Consider the following 14,552-nt stretch of genomic DNA (forward strand, 5'->3'; position numbering starts at 1 on the left):
GGCATCGGATGCGGAAATGTCAGCAGCAGAGTGGTTCCCTACTCGCCTTCCACGCATCCTCTACTCGCCTTCGACCCACCTACTACGCATCTCTACGCCGTTTTCTGGTGATCGGTCTGTCGGCAATCGCCGCTTCCGTATCACGACGGCGCCCGGTTCCGCGCGAGTGGCACCGGCAGCCGAGGCGGCGGCGCCCGCGCGGGATCCCGGTCGGCAAACTATGGGAGGGGGCGACCGGGCTCAGGGGCGAGCGCCGCCGCCCGGCTGGATCCGGCTGATCAGGTCGTGCATCGGCTTGGTGCCGCTGCCGACCATGATCCCGGTGACGATGCCGTCGACCCAGACCGGCAGGCCCTTCCATTCCGGCCCGGCGATCGCGTGCAGCAGGTAGAAGCCGCCGGCCGTGGAGGCGAGTGTCGCGACCGCGACCGCGATCCCCCAGGCGACGACGGTGCGGTTGCCCCGACCCCGGTCCGCCTGCTCGCGCAGTGCGGCCACCGCCGTCTGCTCGGCCGGGGTCGCCTCGCGGGACAGGTTGGCCAGGTCGGCCTCGGCCCGTTGAGCCGCCGCCTCGACCCGGCGTCCCGGCAGCCACCGGGAGAACGGCTCCAGGATCCGTTCGACCGCGGCCGCGAAGACGATCAGTACGCCGAAGACGGCGACGGTGTCCGGCGGCTGCATCGTCTCCGCGCTGCCACCCCTGGACCAGATCGTCCACGAGCCGAACCCGGCGGCTCCGATCAGGACGAAGGCGGTGAACACCGCGCCTAGGCTCGCCGGTGCCGTACCGGGGCGGGAGCCACCGTCGGGGGCGGCCGAGCCGTCACCGGCCGATGTGGCCGGCCCGGCCTCGGTGGGCGTACCCGATCCGGGAGCCTGCCCGACGCCACCGCTCCGGCCGGTCGCCGGCCCGCCGGTGTCCACATCGGAGAAGGCGCCGGGAGCGGGTGCCGCGGCGACCCGACCGACGGCGGCCCCGACGAGTTGCCCCGCCTGCCCGATCACGGAATTACCCCGTTCCAGCGCCATGGCTCCCCACCCTTGAGTCAGCGCTCATCCGAATTGCCGTGGCGAGGCTACCGCCCGGGCGGGCCCGGTCGGACAACCGGGTGGTCCGATACGACCGAACCGGCAGCGGCCTTCCAGGCATGCCTGGCCACCCTTCCGACCCGGTCACCCTCAGCCGGCTCGACGACGACTGAACCTTCCACCGCCCGTCCGGCCGTCGCGAGGTGTGGTGGATCGGCCATCGGGGTACACCGATCCCAATGCTGCGTAGACGCCATCGACGAGGCTCCACGCATGGATCAGGAGGTGTGTTGTGGTCAGGATTCCATCTCTGATGCGCCAATCGGAGCCGGCGCCGGCGCGGGACGAGAACCGCGACGGTCGCACCGACGGCCGTGACGAGCACGCCGACGGCCGCAACGAGCGGTCGACCGGCACCGCCACGGTGGCCGACTCCGCGCGCACGGATACGCGCACGGATACCGGACCGGCCAGCCGGACCGAGGAGCGCGATGACGCCACCCGGACCGATGACACGGCGAAGCACCGGGCCGGGACCACGCTCGCCGAGCCCGACACGGCGCCCCAGAAGGCTCCGCCGGTCGCCCCGACTCCCCCGGTCGCCACGAAGACCGAGACCCGGCGCGAGACCGGTCGCACGGACGAACCGGAGCGCGGGCTCGGCGAGCGTACGCCGGAGACCGAGCCGGTCGTGGTCGACCGCGGTCCGCGTCCCCGGGCCAGCATGCTCGCCACGCTGAGTCTGATCCTCGGGGTGGCCGCCGCCGCGTTCGTGCTGGCCGGCGCCCTCGCCGGGTACGGCATCGTGCTCGGCACCCTCGCCCTGCTGCTCGGCGTCGGCGGCGTCTCCGCGACCGCCCGCCGGCACGTCGCCGGCCGGACCGAGGCGCTGATCGGGATCGTCCTCGGGGTCGGCGCTGTCGTCGTCGCCGTGCTGGCGATGACCGGCCAGTTCGACTGGCCCAACACCGACGGCGACAACGTCGTCCGGTTGCGCGAGTGGCTTGATTCACAGTTTGTCGACCGGTTCTGATCGGGTAAGGACCTGCGCGGAGCGGTGGTGCACCGCTCTGGCCCCGCCAGCCGGTGGTGGTTCACCACCTGAGCGCACATGTTCGGGGGCGGCGACGACGCCGCCCCCGAAGTGCGTCCGGAGCCGGGTACGGGGGGCCCACGCAACGGTTCGCCGTTGCCTCCCCTCCGACACGCAACGATCAGCCGTGACAAGCAATCCTCGGCGGTGGTTCCCGCCGGTCGGGCCCGCATAGCGTTGGGTTCGGCGCCAGCCTGTGAGCCGTACGGAGGCCGGGCGCGCCCGACCCCAGGAGCAGGACCATGACGTTGGACGCCATCGCCACCAGCGGGCGTACCCCGGCCGGCCCGGCGCAGACCCGGCACTACCTGATGTGCCGGCCGACGTACTTCACCGTCGAGTACGCGATCAACCCCTGGATGGACCCGGCCGCGCCGATCGACGCCGCACTCGCGCTGCGGCAGTGGGAGACGCTGCGGCAGACGTACCTGGACCTCGGGCACACGGTCGACGAGATCGAGCCGCTGCCCGGGCTGCCCGACATGGTCTTCGCGGCGAACGGCGCGACCGTGCTCGACGGCCGGGCGCTGGCGGTGCAGTTCCGCGACCCGCAGCGCGCCGACGAGGCCCCGGCGTACGCCGGCTGGCTGGACCGGGCCGGCTTCGAGGTGCACGAGGCGAAGCACGTCAACGAGGGCGAGGGGGACATCCTGCCGGTCGGCGGGCTGCTGCTCGCCGGGACCGGGTTCCGGACCTCGCACGCCGCGCACGCCCACCTCCAGGAGGTCTTCGGGCGCCCGGTGATCACCCTGCAACTGGTCGACCCGCGCTTCTACCACCTGGACACCGCGCTCTGCGTGCTCGACGACGAGACCGTGGCGTACCTGCCGGAGGCGTTCTCGCCGGGCAGCCGGGCGGTGCTGCGCCGGCTCTTCCCCGACGCGGTGCTGGCGAGCATGGCCGACGCCGAGGTGCTCGGCCTGAACGCGGTCAGCGACGGCCGGCATGTCGTACTTCCGGCCCAGGCCACCGGACTGTCGGCGGCGCTGCACGCACGCGGGTACGACACAATTGGTGTTGATTTGTCCGAGCTGCGCAAGGCCGGCGGCGGACCGAAGTGCTGCACCCTGGTGCTGCGGGAACGAGAGGCGACCAAGTGATCGTGGACAACGTGCTGCGCCCGCAGGAGGCGGACGACCTGCCCCGCACCCCGGAGGCGGACGACCTGCCCCGCACCCCGGAGGCGGACGGTGCGCCGCGGACGCCGGAGGCGGTACGCGAGGCGGAGCGCTGGACCGCGCACAACTACCACCCGCTGCCGGTGGTGATCTCCTCGGCCGAGGGCGCCTGGGTGACCGACATCGACGGCCGGCGTTACCTCGACTGCCTGGCCGGCTACTCGGCACTGAACTTCGGGCACCGGCACCCGACGCTGGTCGCCGCCGCGCACGCCCAGCTCGACCGGCTCACCCTGACCAGCCGGGCGTTCATCCACGACCAGTTCGCCGACTTCTGCCGGGAACTGGCCCAGCTCTGCGGCAAGGACCTGGTGCTGCCGATGAACACCGGGGCCGAGGCGGTGGAGACCGCGATCAAGGTGTCCCGGAAGTGGGGCTACCGGGTCAAGGGCGTACCGGACGGGCAGGCCACGATCGTGGTCGCGGACGGCAACTTCCACGGGCGTACCACCACCATCGTCAGCTTCTCCACCGACCGGGAGGCCCGGGACGACTTCGGGCCGTACACCCCGGGGTTCCGGATCGTCCCGTACGGCGACCTCGCCGCGCTGGCCGAGGCGGTCGACGAGACCACCGTGGCCGTACTGCTGGAGCCGATCCAGGGCGAGCAGGGCGTCGTGGTGCCGCCACCCGGCTACCTGCCCGGGGTACGCCGGCTCTGCACGGAACGGAACGTGCTCTTCGTGGCCGACGAGATCCAGTCCGGGCTGGGCCGCACCGGCGAGACCTTCGCCTGCGACCACGAGGGCGTCAAGCCGGACATGTACGTCCTCGGCAAGGCGCTGGGTGGCGGCATCGTGCCGGTCTCGGCGGTCGCCGCCGACGCGGACGTACTCGGCGTGCTGCGGCCGGGCGAGCACGGCTCGACGTTCGGCGGCAACCCGCTGGCCTGCGCGGTCGCCACCGAGGTGGTCCGGCTGCTCGCCACCGGCGAGTTCCAGCGCCGCTCGGCGGAGCTGGGCGCGCGGCTGCACGCCGGGTTGCGCGGGCTGGTCGGCGAGGGCCTGGTCGCGGTGCGCGGCCGGGGGCTCTGGGCCGGTATCGACATCGACCCGGCGCTGATGACCGGGCGGCAGGCGTGCGAGCGGCTGGCCGAGCGCGGCGTACTGGCCAAGGACACCCACGGCTCGACGCTCCGGCTCGCGCCGCCGCTCGTCGTCGAGGCGCACGAGCTGGACCACGTGCTGGAGCAGCTCGCCGCCGTACTGCGCTGAACCGGCGCCGCCGTACTGCGCTGAACCGGGCGCACCGGGGCCGGCCCGTCCGATGGCGGACGGGCCGGCCCGGTCGGTCGTCAGCCCCGGTCGGGGAGCCGGATCGCCATGGTCGGCGCCTCGGCCATCACCGAGGTCGGGTTCGTCATGCCGCCGGAGTTCCAGGTGTTCGACCGGCCCACCTGCACCCCGGGATAGAGCTCCACGATGTCGCCGCTGCGCATCACCCGGGACTGCTGACGGGCCAGCGCGACCCGCTCGGCCTCGTCCATCGACCCACCCGGCCGTACGCCGGAGCCGTTGGTGCTGACGTCCTGCGCGACCAGGTCGCCGCCGCGCAGCTCGAACCGGACGTGGCTGCGGCTGATCCAGCGCCGCGCCTCGTCGTTGAGCCACTGGCCGAGCCGGATCCCGCCGGAGTCGTCCGGCGCCCGGCCGACCACCACCGGCCGCTCGGCGGTCACCACGAACCGGCGCCGGACCATGCCGCCGATCCGGACCGACAGCACCTCCTCGTTCGGCCGCGGCCCGGCGTCGCTGAGCCGCTGGTCGTGCCGGGGACAGGTCGGCATCCCGGTACGCAGCGTCGGCGGCGGCTGGCCGCTCGGCTTGCGGTCGATCTCGGCGAGGTCGGCGAAGGCGCCACCCCCGCCGCCACCGCCGAACAGTACGCAGCCGGGCTCCTTGCACCGCCAGGTGCGGGCGAGCAGTTTCCGGCCGGTCGGCGACGGCCCGGTGGCCGCCACGTTGCCCTTCACCCGCTGCGCCAGCACCGGGCCGCCGGCCCCGGGCAGCGGGGCGAGCAGTCGGCCCGGGGCGCTGGTCACCCACGGGAAGCGCCCGGACATGCCGTCGAAGCGGCCCCGGCTCAGCACCGGCAGGCCGAGCAGGTCGGCCACCTCCAACACCCGGTCGCCGGGGTTGACGAGCACCTCGACCAGGCCGTTGTCGGCCCACCGCCGGAGCACCATCCGCTCGTTGGAGGTGAGGTCGGCGTCGCTGAGCAGCGCGCGGTGCACCACCGCGTACACCGGGACGTTGTCCTCCTCCAGGTGCCGCCCGAGCGCGTCGATGACCATGCCCAGTCGCATGGTGCTGGCCGGCCGGCCGCCGTCGAGGTCCTGGTAGCGGACCACCTCGGCCAGGTCCAGCACCGCCCGCACCAGGGACGGGTCGGTGCTGACCCGGTCCTCGATCGCGTCGAGGACCTTGCTTATCTCGAATCTCACGCCGCTCCCCGGACTATCTCGTCGATACGCCGCGCCAGTTCGACGTCACGTCGGGTCACCCCACCCACCGAATGGGTCGCGCAGCGGAAGGTCACCGTGCGCCACCGGATGTCGATGTCGGGATGGTGGTCGATTTCCTCGGCGACCACCGCCACCCGGTCCACCACACCGATCGCGTCACGGAACGCGGGCAGTTCGACGGTACGGGCGATGCCGGCCGGATCGCCGATCCAGCCCTCCAGCCCGGCCAGCTCGGTCCGCACCGCCTCAGCGTCCAGCACCTCTGCCATGGCCAGACCTTACCGCCGAGATTCCCTCCCGTGGTGTCCAACCCGATTCGGTACGGCGATGCCATCACCCCTGGTCGACCGTGAGAACGCCCTCCGCATCGACGCCCTTACGGTGAGCCCTGACTTGGCCCGGCCGCCGGCTCCCCGCTTGGCTGGTCGGCTCGGTCGCGGGCTGCGCATCGGCGGCGGCAGAGCCACTGGGGCTGGTACCGCCGACGGAAATCGGTGCGCCGCGACTGGCGGGCGACCGCTACGCTGTCCGGCGCCTGGCCACGGCGGGTGACTGCGCGTGGCCTTTGCTACGGGGAGGAAGCACCAGATGAAGACTCGACGGCTGGCGATCGCCGGCCTGGCCCTCGTCACCGTGCTGGGTGTCGGCACCACGGGCTGTGCCCGGCCCGGCACCGAGCCGGGAGGCAACAGGAACGGCGCCCCGGCTGCGGAGGTGAGCGCCGCCGACGCCCTCGCCGCGTCGGTGAAGAAGCTGAACGAGGACACCTTCACGGTCAGCCTCAAGATGTCGGTGATGTCGGCGCAGGGCGCGATGGACCCGAAGGGCAAGAAGGCCAACCTGGCCATGAAGCTCGACGTCCCTGGACAGTCGACGGACTTCAAGATCATTCTGCTCGCCGACGACCTCTTCGTGAAGTACACCGGCCTGCCGGGGCTGCCCAAGGAATGGATGCGGGTCGACGCCTCGAAGATCAAGGCCGGCAGCACCCTGGACATCATGCCGGAGGACGACCCGCTGGGGGTGAACAACCTGATGAAGGGCATCGTCGACGTCGAGCGGGACGGCGAGCGCGGCTTCAAGGGCACCCTCGACCTGACCAAGTCGCCGACCGCCGACCCGGAGTCGCTGAAAATGTTCGGCGACAAGGTGAGGGCGGTGCCCTTCACCGCCACCATCGACGGCCAGGGCCGGCTGGTCGAGATCGCGGCGGACACCGCGAGCGTCTCGCCGCTGATCGGTGACATGAGGGTCAGCTACGACAACTTCGGCAAGCCGGTCGAGATCACCGCACCGAAGTCCTCGGACGTCGTCGAGATGCCGGCGGAACTGCTCGGCCTGATGGACGCCTGACGCCGGTACCCGGACGGCACGCGTGGGGCGGCCCCGCCCAGGGCCGCCCCACGCTCCCCCCGTCCACCGCCGGCTACCCGGCGTTCTTCCGCGCCGCCGCCACCTCGGCCCGCAGCGGGGCACCGACCGAGTGCAGATGCCGCAACGCCTGCCGGTACGAGTCGAAGAGCCCGGTCTCCTCGTACGGGATGCCCTGCTCGGCGCAGTACCGCGCGACGATCGGCTGGGCCCGGCGCAGGTTCACCCGGGGCATGCTCGGAAACAGGTGGTGCTCGATCTGGTAGTTGAGGCCGCCCAGCGCGAAGTCGACCAGTACCCCGCCCCGGACGTTGCGCGAGGTGAGCACCTGCTTACGCAGGAAGTCGAGGTCGTCCTCGGCGGTCACCACCGGCATGCCCTTGTGGTTCGGCGCGAACGAGCAGCCCATGTAAAGCCCCCACAGCCCCTGGTGGACGGCGAGGAAGACCAGCGCCTTCCCCGGCGAGAGCACGGTGAAGAGCGCACCCAGGTAGCCGACCGCGTGCAGGGCCAGCAGCAGCGCCTCGGCCCGGCGGTGCCGGATCGGCGTACCGTCGGTCAGCGCCCGGACGCTGGAGACGTGCAGGGCCAACCCCTCCAGCAACAGCATCGGGAAGAAGAGGTACGCCTGCCGCTGCGCCAGCCACCGGCCGAAGCCCCGGGTGGCCCGGGCCTGCTCGTCGGTCCAGACCAGCGCGCCCGCCCCTACGTCCGGATCGTCGTCCTCGTGGTTCGGGTTGGCGTGGTGCCGGTTGTGCTTGTCGATCCACCAGCCGTAGCTGAGCCCGACCGCCAGGTTGCCGGCCAGCAGCCCGGCCACCTCGCTGGCCTTCCGGTTCCGGAACATCTGCCGGTGCCCGGCGTCGTGCCCGAGGAAGGCGACCTGGGTGGTGGCGCCGGCCAGGAACACGGCCACCAGGATCTGCCACCACGAGTCGCCGACGACGGCGAAGGCGGCCCAGCCGGCGACGAAGAGCCCGACGGTGAGCGCGATCCGGGCCACATACCAGCCGGTGCGGCGTTCCATCAGGCCGGCCGCACTGATCCGGCGCGATAACCGTGAGTAATCACTGCCTCGACGCATCTCCGGTTCTGGCACGGCAGCGAGGACCGCCATTTGCAAGCTCCCAACGTCGCTTCTCGCCACGCCGGTCGGCGGAGCGCTTTTCTCCAGTCTCCGGGGAAACCTTGCACTCAGTAACCCCGAAAACCCCCGTATCCGGGGTAGTGGTAGCACCACCGCACGAGCCCGGGCGCCCGCTCGACGCGCCGGTCAGTTCATCCGGTTGACGGCCGAGCGTAGCCGGTGCAGATCGCGACGGCGTCGCTCGTATGTCATCGCCAGTCCGATCAGGGCGAAACCGCCCACGGCCAGAAAGATCCACCGGGGCAGCCGGTCCCACACGTCGACCATCTCCCGCAGGGCCAGTACGGCGAGGGCGGCACCGCCGAGCAGCACCGGCGCCTGGCGCCGCCACCGGGCACCGGCCAGCACCGCCAGCAGTGCACCGGCACCGAGCAGCAGCCGCCGCCACGGCTGGTCGGCGGCGACGATGACCGAGACCAGGCTCGGCAGCAGCGCGGCAGCCAGCCCCGGCCCGTACGCCAGCCAACTGTTCAGCGCCGGCCGGGCCCGCAGCGCCAGCCAGCCGGCCAGCAACCCGAGCACCGCCGCCGGCAGGGTGTACGCCTCGACCAGCGCCACCCGGACCGAGACGAGCAGCAGCCAGGTGGCGACCAGTTCGGCACCACCCGCCGCTGCGGCCCGGGCCCAGCGGTGCGCCATCGGCTCGGCCGGACGCAGGGCACGCAGCCCCAGCGCCACGCCCCAGAGCGTGCAGACCGCCGCCGCGTACCGGATCTCGCCGGCCGCCAGCAGCAGGGCGATTCCGGCGGTCGTGTGGCTGGCCGCCTCGACGGCGATCGCCTCGGCCCGCCGGGCCGGCCCCACCGCACGCGCACCGACTCCGGGTGCCCCCACCCCGACCGAACCGGCCCCCGACGACTCCTCGCCGACCCAACCGGCCCCGGGCGGCCCCTCCGCGCCCGACCTGGCACCGGATGCCCCCTCGCCGACCGAACCGACCGCGAGCGGCCGCTCTGCGACCGTCCCGGCCCGGAGTGGTCGCCAGCCGGCCAGGAGCGTGCTGCCGGCCAGGGCCAGCGCGGCGACGCCGAGCACCACCAGTGCGGTGATCCGCAACGGCAGGTCGGCGGCGACCGTGGCGGTGCCGGCCAGCGCCGCCGCGCCGGCGACACCGGTCAGCCAACCCGCCACCCGGGCCGCCGGAGTGCGACCGAGCGCCCCGGCGGTCAGCCCCGCCGCGCCGACCAGGGCCAGCCCGGCGAGCGTGCCGGGCCTGGTCGGCAAGAGCCCGGCCAGGCCCGCCGCCCCGAACGCCACCCCCACCGGCACCAGCCAGACCGCCGACCGGCCCGGGCCGCCCGGACCAGGTTGCCGGCGGCCGGCGCCGCGCCGGAGCGCCACGGCGAGCGGGCCGGCGACTCCGGCGACCAGGCTCGACACGGGCACGGTCGGCCAGGGTGCCCCGGCGGCCACCAGCCCGACCAGCGCCGTGCTGACCGCGAGCGGTGCCGCGACCAGCGCGGCGGCGCGGACCGTATGCCGCCGGGCCCAGCCGACGACCGCCGCCGCCACGGTGAGCAGCAGCAGGGTCAGCGTGGCGGCGGCGTCCAGCCGCCAGCCGGCCGGCGCGACGCCGATCCCGGCCGGATGCAGCCCCACCCCGGCCGGCGGGCCCGACCAGATCCGGCCCAGCCAGTCGTACGGGGCGACGAGCACGGTCAGCACCGCCGGCACCGCCACCACGGCGGCCCGGACGAGCAGGACCGCCCCGGAGACCAGTGCCGGTACGCCCCCGATCGGCCGTCCGGCTCCGCTGGTCGGGTCCGCCGGTCGACCCCGGCCCGACAGCCACACCCCGAGGCTGAGCAGCAGCGCCCCGGCGGCGTACGGGCCGGCCGGCTCGCCGACGCCGGGCAGCCCGGGTGCCAGGCCGACCGCCAGCGCGACGGTCGCCAGCGCCGCGTTGGCGTACGGCTGGTAGTGCGGGACCGCCCGGCGCACCGGTACCAACCCGGCGGCGAGCAGTACGGCGCTGGCCAGTACCGCCCGCGCCTGCCACCACGGCGGCACGCCGGCGGCGAAGAGTCCGAGTAGGACGGTCGCCGGAGCGGCGAGTACCGCCACCGCGAGCCCGGTGCCACCCACCACCCGCCGGAACGCCGGGACCGGCGGTGTGGCAGCACCCTCCGGTCCCGGCGCGGGGGCGACGGCCCGACGGATCCGGTCGGCCGCGAGACCCGGCGCCGGGTGCCGCAGTGCGGTCAGCGCGACCGCCCCGCCGCACAGGACGAGGCCGCCGAAGACCGCGGCGGCACCGGCCGGTCGGGCCAGTCCGACCAGTACCGCGTGCCCGGCCAGCGGCACGGCGGCGACCGCCATCAGCAGCGCCGAGCGGAACGGCCGGCCCGGCCCTGCGGCGGCCAGCGCGAGGGCGCCCGCCAGCACCAGGTCCAGGGCGGAGACGAGCCACCAGGGCAGAGCCAGCGCGGCCGGCGCCGCCAGCAGCGTGCACACCGCACCGGCCAGCAGGATCAGTGACCGGTCCCGCCGCCGGCCGAGCAGGACGAGCGCCACCGCGACCAGCACCAGCGCCACCGGAAGCTGCCAGTCGAACGGCCCCGACCGCGCGGTCAGCTCCGCCCGCCACGCCGGCTGCGAGCGCAGCGCCACGGCCGCCGCGACCACCAGCGCCATCGCGCAGGTCAGCACCGCCAGGGCGCCGGCCACCACCAGGCCGCCGGCCCGGGGGCCGACCCGGATTCCCGCCGGCAGCCACCGGGCGGTGGCCGCGATCGCGGCGGCAAGCAGCACGACGATCCCGGCGGCCGAGCCGAGCAGCGGCCACGACGTCTCGGCGGCGGCCCGGACCAGCGCCACCGCGAGCACCACCACGAAGACGACCGCCGCACCGGCTCCGGCGGCGGTGCTGCGCAGCCGGACGGCTCCGGCGATCGGCAGCAGGGCGGCCACCAGCAGCGGACCACCGGCGAGTACCGCCAGCGGGCCGTCCGTGGTGACCACCGCCAGCGTCCCGCAGAGCGCCGAGGTGAGCCCGGCCACCCCGTACCCGACCCAGGCGACGGACCGGCGGACACCGCTGCTCGGGTCCGCCGGTCCGTCGCCACCCCACCCCCGGGTCAAGCTGAGGTTGACCGTTGCCAGTCCGGCGAGCGCCAGCGCCCAGCCAGCGGCGCCGAATCCCGCGTCGTAGGAGAGCAGCGGGATCACCGGCTGGGCCAGCAGCAGGCCGGCGAACGCGGGTGCGGCGAGCCGGGTCAGTCGGTGGTAACCACCGGCCACCAGGGCGCCGACCCCGAGCACCAGTGCCGCGTACCGGACCGCCGGCCAGCCGGCCACCCCGAACAGGTCCACGGTCCATCCGGCGTACCCGTCGAGCACCACCAGGAGCAGGCCGATCGCCGCGAACGTCTCGGCGGTGGCGGTCAGCCCGCGCCGCTGGGCGAGCAGCGGCGCGGCCAGGGCCAGCCCGGTCAGCGTGCCGAGGATCAGCGCCCGGCCGCCCACCCCGACCGTGGCCCAGGCCACCACCGTGAAGACGATCGCCGCCGTGCCGACCAGCAGCCCGCCGAGGATGAAGAGCACGTTCTGCACGGTCCGGGTGGAGGCTTCCGGGCGTACCGGTGCGGGCGCTGGCGGTGCCGGCGGCCCGGAGGCGGCGACGGCGGCCGGTGCGCCGGGAGCGCCGGCCGCCCGGACCCGGGCGGACGCGGCCGCCGCCCGGACCTGTTCGGCCAGCGCGTCGCGGCGCCGCCGGAGCTGCCACAGCGCGGCGTCGAGACCGAGGTACGCCTGCCGCGCCCGCTCCACCCGGCCGCCGAGTGCGGCGATCTCGGCACCGAGCCGGATCACCTCGGCGGCGGTCGGGTCCGGTGCCCGGCCGCAGCCCGGACATCCGGTCGCCAGGTCGGCACCGGCACCGCAGACCGGGCAGGGGTACGCGTTCGCGGAAGCGGTCACGTTGCCATGATCGGCCGACGCCGGGCCGGTTCACAGAGTGCGCGTACCTATCCCGGCGCGGCTATCCCGGCCGGGTCGACCCGGCCGGTCGGTCCGGCCCCGGTCACGGGCGGGTCTGCTCGTGCAGCCAGGTCGAGTAGTCCGGGTTGCCGCCCTCCACCCAGGTCACCAGCACCTCCGGCACCTCGTACGGGTGCGCGGCCCGCACCTGGTCGATGAGGGCCTCCACCCGGTCCGGCGCGGTCTTGAAGACCACCGTCCACTCCCGGGTGGTCTCCATCCGCGACTCCCACCAGTAGGTGCTGTCCACCGGCCCGGTCACCTGCGCGCACGCCGCCAGCCGACCGGCGACCGCAGCGGCGGCGAGCACATCCGCGACGGCCCGCGCGTCCACCACCGTCGTCACGATGCAGATCTGGTCCACGCCGGGCACCCTACGCCGGATCGGTGTCGCCCCGATGCGCATCGACCCATTCGTCGATCCGGGCCCACCAGTCGAAGAGCCAGTCGATCCGCTCCTGGCGCTCCTTCGGCACCTCGTCCGGCGGTACGGACCAGAACCGCATCACGATCCGCTTGTCCATCGGCAGTTCCCGCCACACGTCGGCCACCGTGAGCATCCGGTCCAGCCCGGTGTGCGCGACGAAGATGACTCCGGCGTCTGGTGCGGCGTCCAGCGCGGCCAGCATCCCGCCGGGCTGCGGGGCGAGCACGTGCCGCATCGCCTCGGCCCGGTCCGCCATGTCGTCCAGGCCACGGGACCGGAGCAGGTCGATGGCGCGAAGCCGCCGCCGGGGCGTGAAGTTGCCGCCCTCGGGAAAGATCACGAAGGCGTCGTTCTCGTCGAGGTTGCGGGCGAGGTGGCCGATCTGCTCGACCAGGCTCTCCCTCGGCGGGCCGACCTGCTCGGTCGGGCCGACCCGGGTCTGCCGGCGGTGCCGGGGCGCGATGAACCGGTTGGGCAGCCGGTTGAGCAGTACGTCGACCGCCGGATCCCACTGCAGGGTGTCCTTCAGCACGATCCTCGGTTCCCGCTTGAACCAGTTGACCAGCGCGTGGATCAGGATGAACGAGTCACCCGGCCCGGCGTGCCGGCAGAGCACCAGCTCGGGACGGCCGGGCAGCGCCGTGTCGGGGTCGGTGCCGACGACGTCGATGCGCAGCCGCAGGGTCCACCGGGCCTGCCAGAACAGCACGGTGAGAAACCACCCGGCGAGTACGTAGTGCGCGCGCTGGAAGCCCGGGGACCGCTTGTGCCAGCCGAAGCCCGAGCCGACCCAGAGCCCGAACATCGCGACCAGCGCGGTGGCGTCCCAGACCAGGTAGACGATCCCCACCCAGAGCACCCGGAGCGGGCGCAGGTAGCCGGGGACCAGCGGCGAGGCCGCCGCGGCGATGATCAGCCACACCGGCAGCGTCGTCACCACCAGTACGGCGAGCAGCACCGTACCGGGAGCGAGCAGGGTTCGCCGGACCCACCTCGGCGGCAGCGGCATCAGCCGGGGTCCAGGTGTTCGGTGAGATAGCGCCGGGACGCCGTGTACGCCCGGCTGATCCGCCGACCCACCGCCGCCATGTCCCGGTACGCCCACGGGGTGTCGTCCCGGGGCCCCAGCCCCCCGGTCGGCAGTACGTGTACGTCCACGTCGTCCGGCAGCGCCGCCATCTCCCGGGCGAACCGGTGCCGCCGGGCTATCTCGAAGGCCACCTGGGCGATCTCCCACGGCCGGCGGGGCGGGCTCAACGGCCGCTCGATCCGGCCGACCTGGAGCACGAAGATCTGCTTGGCACCGGACTGCACCGCCTCACCGATCGGGATCGAGTTGACGATGCCACCGTCGACGAAGTGCTCACCGTCGATCCGGGCCGGTGGCAGCAGCCCGGGTACGGAGGCCGAGGCGAGCACGGCCGGCACCAGTGGGCCGGTGCCGAACCAGTGCTCGGCGGCCCGCTCGATGCTCGCCGCGCAGCACCGGAACGGCACCTTGAGGTCAGCGAAGGTGGTGTGCTCGCCGAGTTCGGCCTCCAGCAGCCGGCGCAGCGGGCGCGGCGAGTGCAGGTGGGTCCGGGCGGCGAAGCGGCGCAGTTGCCGGGCGATCGAGTCGCCGTACACCTCGCTCGCCTCGGGCGAGGCCCAGAGCCGGACCAGCCGGTCGGTGACCGCCTCGGACGGGTCGGCCGCGACCAGTGCGCCGTTCACCGCCCCGATCGAGGTGCCGAGCACCAGATCGGGGTGGATGCCGGCCCGGAACAGCGCCCGCAGCATGCCGACCTCGACGGCGCCGAGCACCCCGCCCCCGCCGAGCACGAACGCCACCGGACCGCTGACCATGCCGTTCATCCTGGCACGGG

12 protein-coding genes are annotated in these 14,552 nt (G+C 74.0%); 4 read left to right on the plus strand and 8 right to left on the minus strand.

Annotated elements, in window-relative coordinates; translation table 11 throughout:
- Positions 1-240 precede the first annotated feature (240 nt).
- Positions 241-1,029 carry a hypothetical protein gene (locus tag ACQEVC_RS03140; RefSeq protein ID WP_432873150.1) on the minus strand — a complete coding sequence of 263 codons (789 nt, stop codon included), beginning with the start codon at positions 1,027-1,029 and terminating at the stop codon, positions 241-243.
- 313 nt (positions 1,030-1,342) lie between these two features.
- Between ACQEVC_RS03140 and ACQEVC_RS03145 the strand changes: the two genes are divergently transcribed.
- From ACQEVC_RS03145 to rocD, 3 genes are all read left to right on the plus strand, one after another.
- Positions 1,343-2,062, plus strand: coding sequence for a thrombospondin (locus tag ACQEVC_RS03145; RefSeq protein ID WP_432873152.1), 720 nt, complete (start codon positions 1,343-1,345; stop codon positions 2,060-2,062).
- A gap of 302 nt (positions 2,063-2,364) precedes the next feature.
- On the plus strand, positions 2,365-3,222 hold the full coding sequence (gene ddaH / locus ACQEVC_RS03150; RefSeq protein WP_432873154.1) for a dimethylargininase: 858 nt from the start codon (positions 2,365-2,367) through the stop codon (positions 3,220-3,222).
- A 65-nt stretch (positions 3,223-3,287) separates the two neighbouring features.
- The gene (gene rocD, locus ACQEVC_RS03155) at positions 3,288-4,514 is read left to right on the plus strand and encodes an ornithine--oxo-acid transaminase (protein WP_432890985.1); all 1,227 of its coding nucleotides are present in this window, start codon (positions 3,288-3,290) and stop codon (positions 4,512-4,514) included.
- 80 nt (positions 4,515-4,594) lie between these two features.
- Here the strand turns inward: rocD and ACQEVC_RS03160 are convergent, their stop codons facing one another.
- Together ACQEVC_RS03160 and ACQEVC_RS03165 are read right to left on the minus strand one after the other, a co-directional pair.
- Entirely contained in the window at positions 4,595-5,743 is a 1,149-nt protein-coding gene (locus ACQEVC_RS03160) for an FHA domain-containing protein (RefSeq protein ID WP_432873156.1), read from the minus strand.
- The gene (locus ACQEVC_RS03165; protein WP_432873158.1) at positions 5,740-6,033 is read right to left on the minus strand and encodes a 4a-hydroxytetrahydrobiopterin dehydratase; all 294 of its coding nucleotides are present in this window, start codon (positions 6,031-6,033) and stop codon (positions 5,740-5,742) included. The genes ACQEVC_RS03160 and ACQEVC_RS03165 overlap by 4 nt, the downstream gene beginning before the upstream one ends.
- Positions 6,034-6,352: 319 nt before the next feature.
- Here ACQEVC_RS03165 and ACQEVC_RS03170 point away from each other — a divergent pair, with 319 nt between their 5' ends.
- Positions 6,353-7,117, plus strand: a complete 765-nt coding sequence (locus ACQEVC_RS03170) for a hypothetical protein (protein WP_432873160.1) — start codon at positions 6,353-6,355, stop codon at positions 7,115-7,117.
- A 73-nt stretch (positions 7,118-7,190) separates the two neighbouring features.
- On the opposite strand, the gene ACQEVC_RS03175 is transcribed toward ACQEVC_RS03170, so the two are convergent.
- The 5 genes from ACQEVC_RS03175 to ACQEVC_RS03195 all read right to left on the minus strand — a co-directional run bounded on the left by ACQEVC_RS03175 (position 7,191) and on the right by ACQEVC_RS03195 (position 14,532).
- Positions 7,191-8,252 (minus strand): fatty acid desaturase family protein, encoded by a 1,062-nt coding sequence (locus tag ACQEVC_RS03175; protein WP_432873162.1) that lies wholly within the window; start codon positions 8,250-8,252, stop codon positions 7,191-7,193.
- A 156-nt stretch (positions 8,253-8,408) separates the two neighbouring features.
- Positions 8,409-12,200 (minus strand): SCO7613 C-terminal domain-containing membrane protein, encoded by a 3,792-nt coding sequence (locus tag ACQEVC_RS03180; RefSeq protein ID WP_432873164.1) that lies wholly within the window; start codon positions 12,198-12,200, stop codon positions 8,409-8,411.
- Between the two features lie 103 nt (positions 12,201-12,303).
- Positions 12,304-12,624, minus strand: a complete 321-nt coding sequence (cutA, locus tag ACQEVC_RS03185; RefSeq protein WP_318402931.1) for a divalent-cation tolerance protein CutA — start codon at positions 12,622-12,624, stop codon at positions 12,304-12,306.
- Positions 12,625-12,634: 10 nt separating this feature from the next.
- Positions 12,635-13,696 carry a 1-acyl-sn-glycerol-3-phosphate acyltransferase gene (locus tag ACQEVC_RS03190; protein WP_432873165.1) on the minus strand — a complete coding sequence of 354 codons (1,062 nt, stop codon included), beginning with the start codon at positions 13,694-13,696 and terminating at the stop codon, positions 12,635-12,637.
- Positions 13,696-14,532, minus strand: coding sequence for a patatin-like phospholipase family protein (locus tag ACQEVC_RS03195; RefSeq protein WP_432873167.1), 837 nt, complete (start codon positions 14,530-14,532; stop codon positions 13,696-13,698). The genes ACQEVC_RS03190 and ACQEVC_RS03195 overlap by 1 nt, the downstream gene beginning before the upstream one ends.
- Positions 14,533-14,552 lie beyond the last annotated feature (20 nt).

It is taken from the genome of Plantactinospora sp. CA-294935 (genome assembly GCF_050936445.1).
Taxonomy (GTDB): domain Bacteria; phylum Actinomycetota; class Actinomycetes; order Mycobacteriales; family Micromonosporaceae; genus Plantactinospora.

Bases quoted from the DNA above. Each gene is read 5' to 3' on its own strand.
- ACQEVC_RS03145 (WP_432873152.1), top strand. From the start codon at position 1,343: ATGCGCCAATCGGAGCCGGCGCCGGCGCGGGACGAGAACCGCGACGGT.
- ACQEVC_RS03195 (WP_432873167.1), bottom strand. From the start codon at position 14,532: ATGGTCAGCGGTCCGGTGGCGTTCGTGCTCGGCGGGGGCGGGGTGCTC.
- ACQEVC_RS03190 (WP_432873165.1), bottom strand. From the start codon at position 13,696: ATGCCGCTGCCGCCGAGGTGGGTCCGGCGAACCCTGCTCGCTCCCGGT.
- ACQEVC_RS03175 (WP_432873162.1), bottom strand. From the start codon at position 8,252: ATGGCGGTCCTCGCTGCCGTGCCAGAACCGGAGATGCGTCGAGGCAGT.
- ACQEVC_RS03140 (WP_432873150.1), bottom strand. From the start codon at position 1,029: ATGGCGCTGGAACGGGGTAATTCCGTGATCGGGCAGGCGGGGCAACTC.
- ddaH (WP_432873154.1), top strand. From the start codon at position 2,365: ATGACGTTGGACGCCATCGCCACCAGCGGGCGTACCCCGGCCGGCCCG.
- ACQEVC_RS03170 (WP_432873160.1), top strand. From the start codon at position 6,353: ATGAAGACTCGACGGCTGGCGATCGCCGGCCTGGCCCTCGTCACCGTG.
- ACQEVC_RS03165 (WP_432873158.1), bottom strand. From the start codon at position 6,033: ATGGCAGAGGTGCTGGACGCTGAGGCGGTGCGGACCGAGCTGGCCGGG.